The sequence below is a fragment of the Devosia geojensis genome (assembly GCF_000969415.1).
Lineage (GTDB): Bacteria > Pseudomonadota > Alphaproteobacteria > Rhizobiales > Devosiaceae > Devosia > Devosia geojensis.
On record NZ_JZEX01000097.1, the window covers coordinates 14,041 to 30,297 of the forward strand.

The 16,257-nt window shown below is 65.2% G+C and carries 17 protein-coding genes; 9 read left to right on the top strand and 8 right to left on the bottom strand.

What is annotated here, in order from left to right; translation table 11 throughout:
* Positions 1 to 5: 5 nt before the first annotated feature.
* The gene (locus VE25_RS09425) at positions 6 to 887 is read left to right on the top strand and encodes an NAD(P)H-binding protein (protein ID WP_046108363.1); all 882 of its coding nucleotides are present in this window, start codon (positions 6 to 8) and stop codon (positions 885 to 887) included.
* 117 nt (positions 888 to 1,004) lie between these two features.
* Positions 1,005 to 1,520: a hypothetical protein gene (locus VE25_RS09430; protein WP_046108364.1), complete on the top strand. Its 516-nt coding sequence runs from the start codon at positions 1,005 to 1,007 to the stop codon at positions 1,518 to 1,520.
* 162 nt (positions 1,521 to 1,682) lie between these two features.
* On the opposite strand, the gene ssb is transcribed toward VE25_RS09430, so the two are convergent.
* Positions 1,683 to 2,174 (bottom strand): single-stranded DNA-binding protein, encoded by a 492-nt coding sequence (ssb, locus tag VE25_RS09435; RefSeq protein ID WP_046108365.1) that lies wholly within the window; start codon positions 2,172 to 2,174, stop codon positions 1,683 to 1,685.
* A 675-nt stretch (positions 2,175 to 2,849) separates the two neighbouring features.
* On the opposite strand from ssb, the gene uvrA reads away from it, so the two are divergent.
* The 3 genes from uvrA (at position 2,850) to VE25_RS22305 (ending at position 6,615) form a co-directional block, all read left to right on the top strand.
* On the top strand, positions 2,850 to 5,744 hold the full coding sequence (gene uvrA, locus VE25_RS09440; RefSeq protein WP_046108366.1) for an excinuclease ABC subunit UvrA: 2,895 nt from the start codon (positions 2,850 to 2,852) through the stop codon (positions 5,742 to 5,744).
* Positions 5,745 to 6,112: 368 nt separating this feature from the next.
* A complete protein-coding gene (locus VE25_RS22965) occupies positions 6,113 to 6,265 on the top strand; it encodes a hypothetical protein (protein ID WP_160299973.1) in 153 nt (50 codons plus the stop codon).
* A 200-nt stretch (positions 6,266 to 6,465) separates the two neighbouring features.
* Positions 6,466 to 6,615, top strand: a complete 150-nt coding sequence (locus tag VE25_RS22305; protein ID WP_083988835.1) for a DUF1127 domain-containing protein — start codon at positions 6,466 to 6,468, stop codon at positions 6,613 to 6,615.
* A 346-nt stretch (positions 6,616 to 6,961) separates the two neighbouring features.
* On the opposite strand, the gene VE25_RS09445 is transcribed toward VE25_RS22305, so the two are convergent.
* The gene (locus VE25_RS09445; RefSeq protein WP_052731856.1) at positions 6,962 to 7,612 is read right to left on the bottom strand and encodes a glutathione S-transferase family protein; all 651 of its coding nucleotides are present in this window, start codon (positions 7,610 to 7,612) and stop codon (positions 6,962 to 6,964) included.
* A gap of 116 nt (positions 7,613 to 7,728) precedes the next feature.
* Between VE25_RS09445 and VE25_RS09450 the strand changes: the two genes are divergently transcribed.
* From VE25_RS09450 to VE25_RS09460, 3 genes are read left to right on the top strand one after another with little or no spacing between them, the layout of a single operon-like run.
* Complete coding sequence (locus tag VE25_RS09450) at positions 7,729 to 8,289, top strand: DJ-1/PfpI/YhbO family deglycase/protease (protein ID WP_046108367.1); 561 nt, start codon at positions 7,729 to 7,731, stop codon at positions 8,287 to 8,289.
* A 44-nt stretch (positions 8,290 to 8,333) separates the two neighbouring features.
* Positions 8,334 to 9,716, top strand: a complete 1,383-nt coding sequence (gene trmFO, locus VE25_RS09455) for a methylenetetrahydrofolate--tRNA-(uracil(54)-C(5))-methyltransferase (FADH(2)-oxidizing) TrmFO (protein WP_046108368.1) — start codon at positions 8,334 to 8,336, stop codon at positions 9,714 to 9,716.
* 9 nt (positions 9,717 to 9,725) lie between these two features.
* Positions 9,726 to 10,169: a YiiD C-terminal domain-containing protein gene (locus tag VE25_RS09460; RefSeq protein ID WP_046108369.1), complete on the top strand. Its 444-nt coding sequence runs from the start codon at positions 9,726 to 9,728 to the stop codon at positions 10,167 to 10,169.
* Positions 10,170 to 10,296: 127 nt separating this feature from the next.
* On the opposite strand, the gene VE25_RS09465 is transcribed toward VE25_RS09460, so the two are convergent.
* The 4 genes from VE25_RS09465 to yajC all read right to left on the bottom strand — a co-directional run bounded on the left by VE25_RS09465 (position 10,297) and on the right by yajC (position 14,516).
* Entirely contained in the window at positions 10,297 to 11,148 is an 852-nt protein-coding gene (locus VE25_RS09465) for a phytoene/squalene synthase family protein (protein WP_046108370.1), read from the bottom strand.
* An 8-nt stretch (positions 11,149 to 11,156) separates the two neighbouring features.
* On the bottom strand, positions 11,157 to 11,549 hold the full coding sequence (locus tag VE25_RS09470; protein ID WP_046108371.1) for an Mth938-like domain-containing protein: 393 nt from the start codon (positions 11,547 to 11,549) through the stop codon (positions 11,157 to 11,159).
* A 3-nt stretch (positions 11,550 to 11,552) separates the two neighbouring features.
* Entirely contained in the window at positions 11,553 to 14,105 is a 2,553-nt protein-coding gene (secD, locus tag VE25_RS09475; protein WP_046108372.1) for a protein translocase subunit SecD, read from the bottom strand.
* A 63-nt stretch (positions 14,106 to 14,168) separates the two neighbouring features.
* Positions 14,169 to 14,516 carry a preprotein translocase subunit YajC gene (gene yajC / locus VE25_RS09480; protein WP_046108373.1) on the bottom strand — a complete coding sequence of 116 codons (348 nt, stop codon included), beginning with the start codon at positions 14,514 to 14,516 and terminating at the stop codon, positions 14,169 to 14,171.
* A gap of 155 nt (positions 14,517 to 14,671) precedes the next feature.
* On the opposite strand from yajC, the gene VE25_RS09485 reads away from it, so the two are divergent.
* Positions 14,672 to 15,592: an ATP-binding protein gene (locus VE25_RS09485; protein WP_152664575.1), complete on the top strand. Its 921-nt coding sequence runs from the start codon at positions 14,672 to 14,674 to the stop codon at positions 15,590 to 15,592.
* A 2-nt stretch (positions 15,593 to 15,594) separates the two neighbouring features.
* On the opposite strand, the gene VE25_RS09490 is transcribed toward VE25_RS09485, so the two are convergent.
* Both VE25_RS09490 and VE25_RS22310 read right to left on the bottom strand, forming a co-directional pair.
* On the bottom strand, positions 15,595 to 15,924 hold the full coding sequence (locus VE25_RS09490; protein WP_046108375.1) for a type II toxin-antitoxin system PemK/MazF family toxin: 330 nt from the start codon (positions 15,922 to 15,924) through the stop codon (positions 15,595 to 15,597).
* Entirely contained in the window at positions 15,921 to 16,145 is a 225-nt protein-coding gene (locus VE25_RS22310; RefSeq protein ID WP_083988837.1) for an antitoxin MazE family protein, read from the bottom strand. Before VE25_RS22310 ends, VE25_RS09490 begins: the two co-directional genes overlap by 4 nt.
* Between the last annotated feature and the right edge of the window lie 112 nt (positions 16,146 to 16,257).

The window sequence follows — 16,257 nt, forward strand, 5'->3', positions numbered from 1 at the left end:
CAAGAATGAACGATTTCCGCAACAGCAACCTGCTCGTGACCGGCGCCTCCGGCCATCTCGGTCGCCTTGTCGTCGAGGAGCTCCTCGCCCGCGGCGCCACCCGCGTCGTCGCCGGCACCCGCTCGCCCGACAAGCTCGCCGACCTGGCCGCCCGCGGCGTCGAGGTGCGCAAGCTCGACTTCGCCGACGCGGCAAGCCTCGCGGCCGGCTTCGCCGGCATCGAGCGCGCCCTCATCATCTCGACCGATGCGGTGGGCGTACGCGCCGAGCAGCAGGCTGCCGCCATCGATGCGGGCGAGGCCGCGGGCGTGCGGCACTTCGTCTACACCTCTGCTCCCGCCGCCAGCCCTAACCCCGGCAGCTTCGTGCGCAACGACCACTTCGCGACGGAACTCCGCCTCTATCGCGGCAACACGGACTGGACGATCCTGCGCAACCACATCTATGCCGAGATCGCGCTGATGGGCGCGGGGCCGGCCATCGCGTCCGGCCAGTTGTTCGATGCCACCAATGGCGAGGGCCGCAGCTACGTCACCCGGACCGACGCCGCCCGCGCGGCCGCCGGCGCACTGCTGACCGCGACCGGCAAGCAGGTCCTCGACGTCACCGGTCCGGCGGCCGTGACGCAGGAGGAGGTCGCCGACCTCTTCTCGCGGGTCTCCGGCAAGCCGGTGACCCGCATCGGCCTGGCGCCCGCCGGCCTGCGCGCCGGCATGATTTCGGCCGGCGTTCCGGAGTTCATGGCCGACGTGATGGTCAGCTTCGACGTCGACGCCGCCCAGGGTTACCACGCCATCGTCACCGACGTCGTCGAGCAGCTCTCCGGCCGCAAGCCGCAGTCCCTCGAGAGCTTCCTCGAGGCCAATCGTACCGTGCTCGCCGGCTGACGACGGACAACCGGCGCGGCGTTCACGAAACGCCGAGCCGGTCTATGTCCGGATGGTTCGAGTCTGCTATCAGAAGCGGAATCGAACGGGCGCAGCGCCCCCGCCGGAGACGCATCGATGAGTTTGACCCGTTTCTTGTCGCGCATCGTCGCCTGCGTCGGGCTGGCGGTTTCCGCGGCGGGTCCCGCCCTCGCTGCCCCCGAGGACATAGCGCTCCTGCACTCCTATCTCGGCAACTGGCGCGGCCAGGGCACGCTCCACGGCGCGCGCTCGCACCGGGTGGATTGCCACATGACCGTCAAGCGCGGCAACGCCGACAAGATCAACTATTCGGGCCGCTGCGCCTTTGCCGGCGCGAACCTCTCGCTCAACGGCACTCTCGCCTATATCGACGCGCTCGAGCGCTACGAGGCCGCCATGACCACCAACGCCGCCTTCAGCGGCATCGCCATCGGCCAGAAGCGCGGCAACGGCGTGGTGTTCAACCTGCACGAGCGCGAGCGCTCCGAGGGCAAGGACCTGACCATCACCGCCCGCATCGTCCTCGCCGACGGCAGGATCACCGTCGAGTTCAACGCCATCTTCGACGAAACCGGCGAAAGCCTCTACGCGGCCGTCCCGTTCTCGAGGTAGGAAAGCCAAGTCATCGCGCGAAAGCGGGCACCTCTGCTTGTGGCGCTTGTGGCGTGCACGCTAACGGAGGTCCCCGCTTTCGCGGGGATGACCCAGGGGTTCAGCTCAAGAGCGGACAAACCGGATTACCCGCGCGGGGTCGATCCGATCACCAATGCATCATCAGAACGGAATATCGTCGTCCATCCCGCCCGGCTCGAACGCCGGGGCGTTGGCTGCCGGGCGTCGCGCGCCGCCGCCTTCGGGGCGACCGCCCTGGAATCCGCCCGACTGGTAGCCGCCGCCGGCGCCCTCACCCTCGCCGCGCCCGTCGAGGAGCGTCAACGCCGAGTTGAAGCCCTGCAGCACGACTTCGGTCGAGTACTTGTCCTGCCCGCTCTGGTCCTGCCACTTGCGGGTCTGGAGCTGTCCCTCGAGATAGACCTTCGAGCCCTTGCGCAGATACTGCTCGGCCACGCGCGCCAGGCCTTCCGAGAAGATCACCACCCGGTGCCATTCGGTGCGCTCGCGCTGCTCGCCCGAATTGCGGTCCTTCCAGCGCTCGGAGGTCGCGACCGAGAGATTCACCACCTTGCCGCCGCTCGGCAGGGTGCGCACGTCGGGGTCCGCGCCGAGATTGCCGACCAGGATGACTTTGTTGACGCTGCCTGCCATGGCGAATTCCTTCCTTGACGTCGTGTGCGGGTCCGCCCGCTTTGGGCACGCACCTTAATCGCTTGGCGTCCCCGCGCCCAAGCTTTCCGTACGCTGCCCACATCTATTGTGAACTTGTTCTCTATATGTTCTAATGGCAGGGGAGTGTCAAGCCGAGGTTGCGCAGTGAGCACAGCGCTTCCCCACCTCCCACTGTCACCGGCGAGAACCGGGCCCAGTACACAGACCGGAGGACGATGCACCAAGATCACCTCCACCGCCGGGTCATCCCCGCGGAAGCGGGGACCTTCGTTTCGGAATCGGCAGCGCAAAACAGAGGTTCCCGCTTCCTCGGGAATGACCCGGTGGGAGTGGTTGGGGTTGTGCGGGAGCGACGATTTCGGTGTGCACTGGTTCCCGGCTTTCGCCGGCGCTTCACCGCCCCTCCTCCGACGTTCACTGACAGATCCTGTCAGGAGACCCTTGACCCGAATCCGATTTGTTCCTTTTATGTTCTTATGAGGTCTGCTAGCCTCGCGCTGATCGAGCTTCGGGACGACGGCCCGGCGCGCGAGCCTGCTTGCGGTGGCGGGTGGATGCGCCTATCTCTGGCGCTCTACCTCCCGAGCCAGACCCGACTTTCGATTGCGGCACTTCTCCGGCGCTGCCGGGCGCAATGAACATGGAACGATGAGTATGCCCGACAGCCACTCCCACAATCGCGAGATCGTCATCCGCGGCGCGCGCGAGCATAACCTCAAGGGCATCGACCTGCGCCTGCCGCGCGACAGCCTCATCGTGATGACGGGGCTGTCGGGCTCGGGCAAGTCATCGCTGGCCTTCGACACCATCTATGCCGAAGGCCAGCGCCGCTATGTCGAGAGCCTTTCGGCCTATGCCCGCCAGTTCCTGGAGATGATGCAGAAGCCCGATGTCGAGCATATCGAAGGCCTGTCGCCTGCCATCTCCATCGAGCAGAAGACGACGAGCCGCAATCCCCGCTCGACGGTCGGCACTGTCACCGAGATCTACGACTACATGCGCCTGCTGTTCGCGCGCGTCGGTATCCCCTATTCGCCCGCCACGGGCTTGCCGATCGAAAGCCAGACCGTCAGCCAGATGGTCGACCGCACCCTGGAGCTGCCCGAGGGCACCCGTCTCTATCTCCTTGCGCCGATCGTGCGCGGCCGCAAGGGCGAGTACAAGAAGGAGCTGGCCGACCTGCTGCGCAAGGGCTTCCAGCGCGTCAAGATCGACGGCCAGTACCACGAGATCGAGGACGCCCCCGCCCTCGACAAGAAGATCAAGCACGACATCGAGGTGGTGGTCGACCGCGTCGTCGTCTCGTCCGATATCTCCGGACGCCTGGCCGAGAGTTTCGAGACGGCGCTGAAGCTCGCCGACGGCATCGCCCTCGTCGAGTTCGCCGACGAGACGGACGACAAGGGCGAACCCCGCCGTATCACCTTTTCGGAAAAGTTCGCCTGCCCGGTCTCGGGCTTCACCATTTCCGAGATCGAGCCGAGGCTCTTCTCCTTCAACAATCCCTTCGGCGCCTGCCCGGTCTGCGACGGCCTCGGCACCGAGATGAAGATCGACGCCAATCTCGTCGTGCCCGACGGCACCCTGTCGCTACGCGACGGCGCCGTCCTGCCCTGGTCGAAGACTTCGGCTCCTTATTATCAGCAGACGCTCAACGCCGTCGTGCGCCACTATGGCGGCTCGACGGGCACCGCCTGGAACGACCTGCCACTCGAGGTACAGAACGCGGTGCTCTTCGGCACCGACAAGACGCCGATCAACTTCGTCTATGACGATGGCCTGCGCACCTACAAGACCACCAAGCCCTTCGAGGGCGTCATCGGCAACCTGGAGCGCCGCTACAAGGAGACCGAGAGCGCCGGCATGCGCGAGGAGATCGAGCGCTACATGTCGCAGTCGCCGTGTGTCGCCTGCGGCGGCTACCGCCTCAAGCCCGAAGCGCTCGCGGTCAAGATCCATGGACACCACATCGGCCAGGTGACCGACAAATCGATCCGCTTGAGCCTCGACTGGTTCGCGGACCTGCCCAACCACCTCAACGACAATCAGCGCGCCATCGGCGAGCGGATCTTGAAGGAGATCCGCGAGCGGCTGAACTTCCTCAACGACGTGGGGCTGGAATACCTCACCCTCTCGCGCAACTCGGGCACGCTCTCGGGCGGCGAGAGCCAGCGCATCCGGCTTGCCAGCCAGATCGGCTCGGGCCTCACCGGCGTGCTCTACGTCCTCGACGAGCCCTCGATCGGCCTCCACCAGCGCGACAATGCGCGCCTGCTCGAAACGCTGCGGCGCCTGCGCGATCTCGGCAACACCGTCATCGTCGTCGAGCACGACGAGGATGCGATCCTCTCGGCCGACTATGTGGTCGACATCGGCCCCGGAGCCGGCGTCCACGGCGGCGAGATCGTCGCCGAAGGCACCCCGCAGGACATCCTCGAACATGCCGACAGCCTCACCGGCAAATATCTTTCCGGCCGGCTCGGCATCCCCCTGCCCGCCGAACGGCGCAAGCCTTCCAGGACCAAGAAACTGTCGCTCACCGGCGCCACCGGCAACAATCTCAAGAATGTCTCGGTCGACGTGCCGCTCGGCATGTTCGTCGCCATCACCGGCGTTTCGGGCGGCGGCAAGTCGACACTGATGATCGACACCATGTACCAGGCGATCGCCCGGCGGCTGAACGGCGCCCGTGTGATCCCGGCCCCACATGAGAGCCTCACCGGCCTCGAGTTTCTCGACAAGGTCATCGACATCGACCAGAGCCCCATCGGGCGCACGCCCCGTTCCAACCCGGCAACCTACACCGGCGCCTTCACGCCGCTGCGCGAGTGGTTCGCCGGCCTGCCGGAAGCCAAGGCGCGCGGTTACGGCCCGGGGCGCTTCTCCTTCAACGTCAAGGGCGGGCGCTGCGAGAAGTGCGAGGGCGACGGCGTCCTCAAGATCGAGATGCACTTCCTGCCCGACGTCTACGTCACCTGCGACGTATGCAAGGGCAAGCGCTACAACCGCGAGACGCTGGAAGTGCAGTTCAAGGGCAAGTCGATCTCCGACGTCCTGGACATGACCATCGACGAGGGCGTCGAGTTCTTTTCGGCAGTGCCCTCGATCCGCGACAAGTTCGCGACGCTCCAGCGCGTCGGCCTCGGATACGTCAAGATCGGCCAGCCGGCGACGACCCTGTCGGGCGGCGAGGCGCAGCGCGTCAAGCTCTCCAAGGAGCTCTCCAAACGCGCCACCGGCCGCACCCTCTACATGCTCGACGAGCCGACGACGGGGCTCCACTTCCATGACGTCGCCAAGCTTCTCGAAGTGCTGCACGAGTTGGTCGAGGGCGGCAATACGGTCATCGTCATCGAGCACAACCTCGAGGTCATCAAGACCGCCGACTGGGTGATCGACCTCGGCCCGGAGGGCGGCGACGGCGGCGGCGAGATCGTCGCGGTCGGCACGCCCGAGGATATCGCGGAAAATACCCGCTCCCATACGGGCGCCTTCCTCAAGGAAGTGATGAGCCGCCGGCATTCTGGCGAGCGCGAAGCGGCCGAATAAGAGCTGACGGGGTCTTTCAGACCTTCCCACTTAAGGCCCATCGGGCACTTACCGCAGGCCCTCATAGGGGCACTAAACCGCCCCATCCACCGGGTCATCCCCGCGAAAGCGGGAACCTCTGTTCATCCCTACCGGCTCTGCAAACGGAGGTCCCCGCTTTCGCGGGGATGACCCGGTGGATGGTCGCAAGGTGCCACCCAAATCGCACGCCGGCAGCCTTTAGACTTTGGTCGCAGACCACCGTGAAGGGCGCATGAATTATGGCATGCGCCCATTGCATGTCGGGCTTGAGCTTTCCGCCATGGAATAGCGGACGGATTCGGCGCATGTGTTCGATCTGGTGCAACCCAAGAATGGGGGACGAAGCCATGTTCGTCCGTGCAGTATGGCGCATCAAGCGCCTTGTCGACATCAAGCAGCAGCTGCGCGAGCTCGACGTCCCGACCACGCGTGACGCCGATCTCCTGGGGATTTCCGGCCCGGACTTCTCCAAGATGACGCGCGGCCTGTTCGATCGCTGAAGCTCAACCCTTCTCAAGATCCGCCCGCGGCCGCGCCGCGACGCTCCGTCCATCGCCACACGCTTCGCCGTGGTGAACGAGAGCTGAACGGGCACGGTTAAAGCCCTGCGATTCACGCATGGCTTGTTTGAGCTTTTCCCCACTGCTCATCTTTTCGGCTCGGACCTAAATATGCCTCGTAAACGAAAGGAGACTTCCAAATGGGTATTCGCACTACGCTCCGTAAGTGGGCCGCCTACCAGCAGACCGTCCGCGAGCTCGCCTCGCTCGACAACCGTCAGCTCAGCGACCTGGGCATCTCGCGCGCCGATATCAATCGCATTGCCCGCGATCATGTTTCGTCGCTCTAAGACCCGGCCGCCGGCCGCTCCCACGAGCAAACACCGAACACCCGCTTTCCTCTGACGGAAGCGGGTGTTCTGTTTTTAGGCAGGGCCTTGTCTCCATAAGTTTCCCACCTCCGGCTATCATCCCGGCGAAAGCCGCGAATCGGCACAACAACTCCCACTACCCCCCGAGTCATCCCCGCGAAAGCGGGGACCTCCGTTACTGGACCTAGTAAGCAAACAGAGAATCCCGCTTTCGCGGGAATGACCCGGTGGAAACGAGGTGATTTGAAGACACCCTCGGTCCAGCGTCCACCGGTTCCCGGCTTTCGCCAGGATGACAGATGAGTGGACCGCGAGCCGCCCTCGCTCAGAACGCCAGGCGCCCCACCAATTCCGCATAGCTCACCATCACCGCCTTCCGGAACGCCTCGCGTTCCGACAGCCGCTCGTACCAGCGCGCGACGTTCGGCGCCGCCGGCCGCTCGATCTCCATGGTGAACCAGCGATAAAGCGAAACGCCGGCGACGATATCGGCATAGGTCAGACTCCCGCCGGCCAGGAACGGCCGCGCATCGAGCTGCCGGTCGAGGATGGCGAGGCACTTGCCCGTCGCCGCCAGCCCGTCGGCGATAATCACCAGGTCCTGCTGCTCGACGGGCGTTCGCACCGCGCTCCAGAAGACTTTCACCCAGGCCGGCTGATAGGTCGTCGCCGTCCAGTCCGTCCATTGGTCGGCGATGGCGCGCTCGCGCACGTCCTGCGGCCAGAGCGTGCCGGCCCCGTAGGCGGCCGCCAGGTATCGGACCGTCGCGTGGCTTTCCCAAACGGTCAGGTCCCCGTCCTGCAGCGTCGGCACCAGGCCATTGGGGTTGAGCGCGAGATAGGCCGGATTGTCGAGACCCTTGTAGGAACCGCCGAGCGGAACGTGCTCGTAGTCGAGCCCGAGCTCCTCCAGCGCCCACATGGTCTTCTGCACATTGGCCGAATTCGCCCGGCCCCAAAGCGTGATCTTGCCCACGACTCAACTCCATGAAAAGGCGAGCCATTGTCGGCGGCAATCGTCCCCGGTCAATCACGGGAACACGGCGGAATCCTCATACGTTGGTCGAGTACACCCAACGAAAGGAGCCCGTCATGCAAGACCTTTCCGGCAAGAAGATCGCTATCCTTGCCACCAACGGCTTCGAGCAGTCGGAGCTGACCATTCCACATCTGAAGCTCAAGGATGCCGGCGCCACGGTCGAGGTCATTTCGCCCGAGCGCGAGCGCATCCGCGGCTGGAACAAGACCGACTGGGGCGATTATGTCGGCGTCGACCGGCTGGTCGGGGAAGCCTCGGCCGACCAGTACGACGCCATTGTGCTGCCCGGCGGCCAGATCAACCCGGATAAGCTCCGGCTAGACAGGAAGTCGCTGGACCTCATCGTGCAGTTCTGGAAGCAGAACAAGGTCGTCGCCGCCATCTGCCACGCCCCCTGGCTGCTGGTCGAGACCGGCATCGTCAAGGGCCGCAAGGTCACGTCGTTCGCCTCGATCAAGACCGACGTGATCAACGCCGGCGGCAAGTGGGAGGATAGCCCCGTGGTCGCCGACCAGGGCCTCGTCACCAGCCGCAATCCCGGCGACCTCGACGCCTTCTGCGACAAGATCGCCGAGGAGATCAACGAAGGCCGCCATCAGCGCCAGGCGGCCTGATCCGTCGATTGCGCACGGCCGGCCGGGCTGCTATCAGCCCGGCCATGTCAACAGAACCCATTCACATCGTCGGCGCCGGGCTCGCCGGTTCCGAAGCCGCCTGGCAGGCGGCGCAGGCTGGCGCCAAGGTCGTGCTGCACGAAATGCGCCCCATGCGCATGACCGACGCCCACCAGACGGACGGCTTTGCCGAGCTCGTCTGCTCCAACAGCTTCCGCTCGGACGACCACGAGCAGAACGCCGTGGGGCTTCTCCATGAGGAGATGCGCCGTTCCGGCTCGCTCATCATGAAGAGCGCCGATGCGCATGCCCTCCCCGCCGGCGGCGCGCTCGCGGTTGACCGCGACGGCTTTTCCGACGCTGTCACCGCCGCGCTTGCCGCGCATCCCAACATCACCATCGAGCGCGGCGAGATCGCGGGGCTCCCGCCCGCCGAATGGGGCAACGTCATCATCGCGACCGGCCCCCTCACCTCCCCCGCGCTTGCCGAGGCCATCAAGGAGCTGACCGGCGAGGACTCTCTTGCCTTCTTCGATGCCATCGCGCCGATCGTCCACCACGACTCCATCGATCATGACATCGTCTGGGCCCAGTCGCGCTACGACAAGCCCGGCCCCGCCGGCACCGGGGCCGACTACCTCAACTGCCCGATGACGCAGGAGCAGTACAACGACTTCGTCGATGCCCTGCTGGCCGCGCCTCTCCACGAGTTCAAGGAGTGGGAGAAGGTGCCTTACTTCGACGGGTGCCTGCCCATCGAGGTCATGGCCGAGCGCGGCCGCGAGACGCTGCGGCACGGGCCGATGAAGCCGGTCGGCCTCACCAACCCGCGCGATCCGCTGGTCAAGCCCTATGCCATCGTGCAGCTGCGGCAGGACAATGCGCTCGGCACCCTCTGGAACATGGTCGGCTTCCAGACCAAGATGCGCTACGGCGTGCAAACCGAGATCTTCCGCATGATCCCGGGCCTCGAGAACGCCCAGTTCGCCCGCCTCGGCGGCCTGCACCGGAACACTTTCCTCAACTCGCCCAAGGTGTTGCGGGCGGACATGAAACTAAAGGCCGATCCGCGCCTGCGCTTTGCCGGCCAAGTCACCGGCGTCGAGGGCTATGTGGAGAGCGCCGCCATCGGCCTCGTCGCCGGGCGGCTGGCGGCAGCGGAGGCATTGGGCAAGACCATCGAGACTCCGCCGCGCACCACCGCGCTCGGCGCGCTGATCGACCACATCACCGGCGGCCACCTCGAAGCCGAAGCCTATTCCGGCGCCCGCAGTTTCCAGCCGATGAACGTCAACTTCGGCCTCTTCCCGCCCGTCGAGATAGCGAAGCCGGAAGGCGTCAAGCGCTGGCGCGGCAACGACAAGGTGATCGCCAAGCGCAAGGCCATCACCACGCGGGCATTGGAGGACCTCAAAACCTGGGCGTAAACTCGCCTCATGAGTCCCGCCGAGCTTGAAACCTACCTGCACGACCATATCCCGCTCTCGCGCGCCATGGGCGTGCGGGTCATGGCTATCGGCGAGAATGGCGTGACGCTGGCGGCTCCGCTCGCGCCCAACATCAATCACCGCGAGACGGTGTTCGGCGGCTCGGCCTCCGCGGTCGCCATCCTCTCGGCCTGGTCGTTGCTCCACCTGCGGCTGACGGCGGAAGGGCTGCCGAGCCGCGTCGTCATCCAGCGCAACAGCATGGAGTACCTGGCGCCCACCGGCGACTTCATCGCCACGTCCAGTTTCGCGCCCGACGCGGATTGGGCGGCGTTCGCCCGCATGCTCTCGCGCCGCGGCCGCTCCCGCATCGCCGTCGAGGCAGTGCTCGAGCAGGAGGGCATCGTCGCCGGTCGCCTCCACGGCGAGTTCGTGGCGTTCACGACAGGCTGAGAACTCGTGCTCCCCTCCCCCTCGATGGGTGGGGGTGGGGGTTCATCAGTGGATCACCACACTACCCCCACCCTCATTCCCTCCCCTCAAGGGGGAGGGAGGCGATGGAGCCGCTAAGCTCTGTTGCTCAAACGAAATTGTTCCGCCAGGTCCACCAGCTGAGCAGCGCGATCTTGCGCCAGTCAGGCAGATCCGGTGCTGCCGCAAACGGTCCTGCGGCACTGTTGCGCAATGCCTTGAGCTGGGCCCGGGCTACGGCGATCCCCGCGAACGCCGGACGCAGCTCGCGTGGCAGCGCGGCGATCCCAGCCTCGGCCTTGGCGAGGTGCTCGCCGGCCAAATCCATCACCTGCCCCAGCGCCTCGACCAGGCCTTCGCTCTCCGTGCCCGAGAAAACCTCGCTCTCGCGCACGCCGTTGGCCGAGAGGATCGACCACGGCAGGAAAATCCGGCCCATCGCGGCATTGTATCCGAAGGCCCGCAGGTGCCCGGTCATCGCTTGGGCGACGCCCAGATGCCCCGCCGCATCCCCGGTCTCGACGGGCCGGCCATCGTTGAGGAGCATCGCGGCGAGCTGCAGAAGCGTTGAATTGGTCTCGCCTGCATAGCCCTCGAAGCTCTCGATATCCGGCATCGGGTCGTCATAGAGGTCGAAGCGCCGCGCGCCGATCAGGCGCTGCAGCGTGCCGAGGGGAATGGCGTAGCGCTCGATGGTCTCGAGCAGTGCATCGGCGAGCGGGTTGGCGCGCACCTCGCCATGCTCCTCGCCCGTCAGCGCGTCGTTCCACCATTGCAGGCGGATTTCCCCCGGCGCCGGTTCCCTGGCGCGCTCGCGGATCATCGCCACATCGGCGTTGAAGGCATAAAGCGCGACGATGCCTTCGCGTGCGGGGCCTTTCAGCACCAGCGTCGAGAGATAGCGGTCACGGTCGTGGTCACGCAGGAACGTTTCGGCATGGGCAAAGCTTTCGCGCGCCATCGCCCGGCCTATCGCGCGTTCTCGACGGCGATGAGCGCCGCGCCCACCGCCCTCTCTTCGGCGAGCAGCACGTTGTAGGTGCGCACGGCGCTGCCCGTCGCCACCGCCTCGACGATCACCCCGCGCTCACGCAGCGCCTGCCGGATGGCAGGATCGATCGCGGAGATCTCGTTTCCAAGACCGATGAACAGCACGTCGAGCCGATCCGCCACATCGAGCACCGGCGCAAGACTGTCGAACGTCAGCTCGCCGGGCGATCCGACGCTCCATGCGTGCATGCCGGTCGGCAGGCAGAGAAGAGAGCCTCGATGCGACATGCTCGCGAACCGGAACCCGCCATTGCCGTAGGCGTCGATAGGCGCCTGCTGCGGATAGTACCCGGTCTCGGGAGCCTTCGGCACGGCTCAGACAGCCGCTTTGTCGGGCGTTTTGCTTCTCGGAGCCGGCTCGTCCGTATCCGATTTCTGCTTCAATCCGAAATTGATGAGGATCGGGCCGTTGATGATGATCGACGAGTACATGCCCACCAGCGAGCCGAACGTCATGGCGATGGTGAAGCTGCGGATGACCTCGCCCCCGAACAACACCAGCGGAACCAGCGCCAGCAACACGGTGAATTGCGTGAGCGAGGTTCGCACGATGGTCTGGTTGATCGAAAGGTCGATCAATTCCGGCAACGGCATTTTTCGGTGTTTGCGCAAGTTCTCGCGGATGCGGTCGGACACCACCACCGTTTCGTTGAGCGACAGGCCCACCAGCGTCAGCACCGCCGCGATGGATGAGAGATTGAACTCCAGCCCCGTCAACGAGAACAGGCCTATGGTCATGATGATGTCGTGCGTGGTGGTCGTCACCGCCGCCAGCGCGAACTGCCATTCGAAGCGGAACCAGATGTAGATGAGAATGGCGACGAGCGCGATGATGACGGCGATGGTGCCGGCCCACGCGAGCTCACCCGAAACGGTGCCGCTCACCGCCTCCGTGCGGCGGATCTCGTAGTTTTCGGCGGCAAGTGCGTCGCGAACCTGAGCGACCGCGATCTGATCGGCATCATCCCCGCCTTCCTGCGCCTGCACGCGCACCAGCACGTCCTCGGGAGGCCCGAAGCCCTGCACCTGAATTTCGCCGAGGCCGAGACCGTCGAGCAACGTGCGCACCTCGCCGACGTCGGCCGGTCCGCCCACATGCTGCACCTCGATCGCCGTGCCGCCGACGAAGTCGATGCCGAGGTTGAAGCCCTTGAACCAGGCCGACCCGACCGAAGCCAGCGACGCCACGATCGAGAACGCGATGACGTAGCGCGAGATCTTCATGAACGGAATCGTCGTCCCATCCGGAATGAAGCGGAAGTGCTGGATCTTGAGGACCTTGGGCCGCACCCGCTTGAACCAGATGCTCACCAGGTACGACGTGACCGTATAGGAGGTGAAGAGCGAGGTGAGGATGCCGAGCGCGAGCGTCACCGCGAAGCCCTGCACCGGGCCGGAGCCGAGGAAGTAAAGGACGATGGCCGCGATGAGCTGCGTGAGGTGCGAGTCGATGATCGTGCCCCAGGCGCGCGAGAAGCCGGCCTGGATGGACTGGATCGGGCTCTTGCCCGAGCGCTGTTCCTCGCGCATGCGCTCGTAGATCAGCACGTTGGCGTCGACCGCCATGCCGATCGTCAGCACGATGCCGGCGATGCCCGGCAGCGTCAGGGTGGCTCCAAGCAGCGAGAGGGCCGCGAATATCAGCGTGATGTTGAGGATGAGCGAAATGTTGGCAAAGACGCCCCATAGCCCGTAGGCGAGCACCATGAAGCCGATGACCAGCACGCCGGCGACGATACCGGCCGTCAGGCCCGCCTGGATGGAGTCGGCGCCGAGGCTCGCATCGACCGTCCGCTCCTCGATGATGTCGAGGCTGGCGGGCAATGCGCCCGCGCGCAGGAGCACGGCGAGGTCGTTGGCCGACTGGGGCGTAAAGGTACCGCTGATCTGCCCCGAACCGCCGGTGATCGGCTGCTGGATGACGGGCGCGGTGATGACCCGGTTGTCGAGGACGATCGCGAAGCGCTGGCCGACATTGCGCGAAGTGATCTCGCCGAAGGTGATGGCGCCGCGGGTGTCGAACCGGAAGGTCACGACCGGCCGGCCCGACTGCTGGTCGAAGCTCGGCTGCGCGTCGACGAGCGATTCGCCGCCAAGCGAGACTTCGTCATAGATCAGCTCGTTGCCGCCATCCTGGCTGGGCAGGATCATCGTGCCCGCCGGCAGGCCTTGCGCTTCGGCCTGCGCCGCGCTCATGCCGGGATAGACCATGTGGAAGGTCAGGCGTGCGGTCTGCGAGATGATGTTCTTGAGGCGCTCGGAGTCCTCGAAACCCGGCACCTGCACCAAGATGCGGCTGTCGCCCTGGCGCTGGATCACCGGCTCGGTCGTGCCGAGCTCGTCGATGCGGTTGCGGATGACCTCCATGGACTGTGCGACCAGCGCGCTCATACGCTGCGCGATGCCCTCGGGAGTGAGGCTGACCGTGAGCTTGCCGTCCGACGTTTCCCCGAACGCCAGTTCGTTGACGCCCAACCCGCCGATGAGCGCGTTGGAGAGCGTATTCTGCATCGTCTGCAGCTGCGCCTGCGCCGTCGCCTTCTGGCTCGGGTCCGTCAGCTCGATCACCAGCGAGTTGGTCGCCTGGTCGGTGGTGATGATGTTGCCGATGCCGTTCTGGTTGGCCAGCAACGCACGCACTTCACGACGCAGGTTCGTCAGCCGCTCGGTGACGATGCTCTCCTGGTTGACCTGCAGCAGCAGGTGCGAGCCACCCGCCAGGTCGAGGCCGAGAACCGCCTGCTGTTTTGGAACCCAGTCCGGCCAGGACGCCAACTGCTCTTTGGTGAAGATGTTCGGCAGCGAAAAGAGGATGCCGCAAAGGGCAACCAACACGATGATCACTGTCCGAAACGGGGAGAACTGCATGGTCGAACTGGTCCGGTCGAGGAATTCCAGGCCTTCTGGCCTTAACTTGACGGCCTTCCGGCCTTACTTGGCGTTGTCGTTGACGGGCTCGGCCTTGCTGCGCACGTCCGCCACCATCCCGCGCACGACCTTGACCTTGACGCCCTGGGCAACCTCGACCTCGAGATCCTCGCCCTCGACGGCCTTGGTCACCTTGCCGACGATCCCGCCGGTCGTCACCACCGTATCCCCACGCCGGATGGCCGAGAGCATGGCCTGCTGGGCCTTCATGCGCTTCTGCTGCGGGCGGAAGATGAGGAGCCAGAAGATCACCACCAGCAGCAGGATCGGCATGAGCTGGATGAAGATATCGGCCATGCCGCCACCAGCGGGTGCTCCGGCAGCTTGCGCATAAGCGGGGGTAACGAACATTCGTGAGGGCTCCTTATTGGGATTGATTATCGGAGGGTTGCCTGTGGGGTCCGCCCGCCGGTCCAGCCGGCATTGTGGACGGATGGGGCCTTTTCGGCCTACCCCGTTCAAAATCGCGCGGACTATACAGTTGGCCTCCGGCGATTGCAAAGGCAATAACAGCGCCGCAAATTGCCGCGTACTCCAAGGAAAACCGCGTGTCCAACGAACGATATCTTGCTGAAATCGCCGCGGCTCTGGCCGGCATCGCCAAGTCCCTCGAGGCTCTGGCTCCGCCCGCCGCTCCCGAAGGTTTGCAGATCGGCGAAGCCGACGCCTATCACTGGGACGCGCAGGACGCACGCCTCCTGCCGGTCGGCCGCGTGGCGCGCGTTCCGCTGGCCATGCTCAAGGGCATCGACCGGGTGCAGGACATCCTCCTCAGGAACACCGAGCAATTCGCCCGCGGGCACGGCGCCAACAACACCCTGCTCTGGGGCGCACGCGGCATGGGCAAGAGTTCGCTGGTCAAAGCCGTTCATGCCGACATCGCCGAGCGCCGCAACGAAGGTTTCGAGCGTCTGATTCTCATCGAGATCAGCCGCGAGGATATCGAATCCCTGCCCGCTCTCATGCGGCTCCTTGCCGGGCACCCTGCCCGCTTCATCGTCTTCTGCGACGACCTCAGCTTCGATGCCGGCGAAGCGACCTACAAGTCGCTGAAGTCCATTCTCGACGGCGGTCTCGAGGGTCGTCCCGAAAATGTGATCTTCTACGCGACCTCCAACCGTCGCCACCTGATGCCGCGCGACATGATCGAGAACGAGCGCTCGACGGCGATCAATCCCGGCGAGGCGGTCGAGGAGAAGGTCTCGCTCTCGGACCGCTTCGGCCTCTGGCTCGGCTTCCACAACTGCGACCAGCCGACGTTCCTCGCCATGGTGCGCGCCTATGCCGACCACTACGGGCTCGATATCGACGACGAGACCCTCAACGCGCGCGCCATCGAATGGTCCCAGACCCGCGGCGCCCGCTCCGGCCGGGTGGCGATCCAGCTCATCCGCTCGCTGGCGGGCGAGATGGGCAAGGCGGTCTAGCGTCAGGCAATAGCGAGAAACACGCTGAGGGCTCCATTGACGGCAAACATGGTCGGTCCATCCATTCTTCCGATGACCGGACCGATCTTGTCCCGCCTCACTGTCATGACCTTGTCGATCATGATCTGGGAGATCTCTCGCAATCCGTTCCCGGGCGTTGGTTCGACGGTTATGCGGAGCACCGGGGCTTCGATCAACGTGCTGGTGATCAGCAGAACGGTGACATTGAACGTGATGTCCTCGCCGAAGGCATCCGACTGAATGACGAGCGCAGGCCGCGGCTTGCCGAAGTCCCCCTGCACAACGACGGTGACAAGATCACCTCGCCTCACGGCTTGTGATCATCCAGGAGGTCATCGAGCGCTGCGTCCATAAAGTCTTGCAGGTCCCGGTCGGCGGCATCCGCCTTGGCAACAAGGCGCGCCTGCCGGCGGGCCTCTTCGGCAAATCCTGGCCGGCGGGTGTCGGGCACCCATATTTGCACTGGCCTCAATCCTGCGGCGCGTAACTTTTCCCTATGCTTTTGGACTCTCTCGCGAGCAGAATTGGTCATGGCTCACCCCATCGTTACATGTAACGTATGCCACACCACCGACATGTCAACTCCAAAACGAAAATCCCCGGCCTTTCGACCGGGGATCCCGCAATTCGCAAAAGAGTGCTCG

Bases quoted from the DNA above. Each gene is read 5' to 3' on its own strand.
- VE25_RS22965 (WP_160299973.1), top strand. From the start codon at position 6,113: ATGTTCGTCCGTGCAGTATGGCGCATCAAGCGCCTTGTCGACATCAAG.
- VE25_RS09425 (WP_046108363.1), top strand. From the start codon at position 6: ATGAACGATTTCCGCAACAGCAACCTGCTCGTGACCGGCGCCTCCGGC.
- uvrA (WP_046108366.1), top strand. From the start codon at position 2,850: ATGCCCGACAGCCACTCCCACAATCGCGAGATCGTCATCCGCGGCGCG.
- VE25_RS09430 (WP_046108364.1), top strand. From the start codon at position 1,005: ATGAGTTTGACCCGTTTCTTGTCGCGCATCGTCGCCTGCGTCGGGCTG.
- VE25_RS22305 (WP_083988835.1), top strand. From the start codon at position 6,466: ATGGGTATTCGCACTACGCTCCGTAAGTGGGCCGCCTACCAGCAGACC.
- VE25_RS22310 (WP_083988837.1), bottom strand. From the start codon at position 16,145: ATGACCAATTCTGCTCGCGAGAGAGTCCAAAAGCATAGGGAAAAGTTA.
- yajC (WP_046108373.1), bottom strand. From the start codon at position 14,516: ATGTTCGTTACCCCCGCTTATGCGCAAGCTGCCGGAGCACCCGCTGGT.
- VE25_RS09460 (WP_046108369.1), top strand. From the start codon at position 9,726: ATGAGTCCCGCCGAGCTTGAAACCTACCTGCACGACCATATCCCGCTC.
- VE25_RS09450 (WP_046108367.1), top strand. From the start codon at position 7,729: ATGCAAGACCTTTCCGGCAAGAAGATCGCTATCCTTGCCACCAACGGC.
- VE25_RS09465 (WP_046108370.1), bottom strand. From the start codon at position 11,148: ATGGCGCGCGAAAGCTTTGCCCATGCCGAAACGTTCCTGCGTGACCAC.
- trmFO (WP_046108368.1), top strand. From the start codon at position 8,334: ATGTCAACAGAACCCATTCACATCGTCGGCGCCGGGCTCGCCGGTTCC.
- ssb (WP_046108365.1), bottom strand. From the start codon at position 2,174: ATGGCAGGCAGCGTCAACAAAGTCATCCTGGTCGGCAATCTCGGCGCG.
- secD (WP_046108372.1), bottom strand. From the start codon at position 14,105: ATGCAGTTCTCCCCGTTTCGGACAGTGATCATCGTGTTGGTTGCCCTT.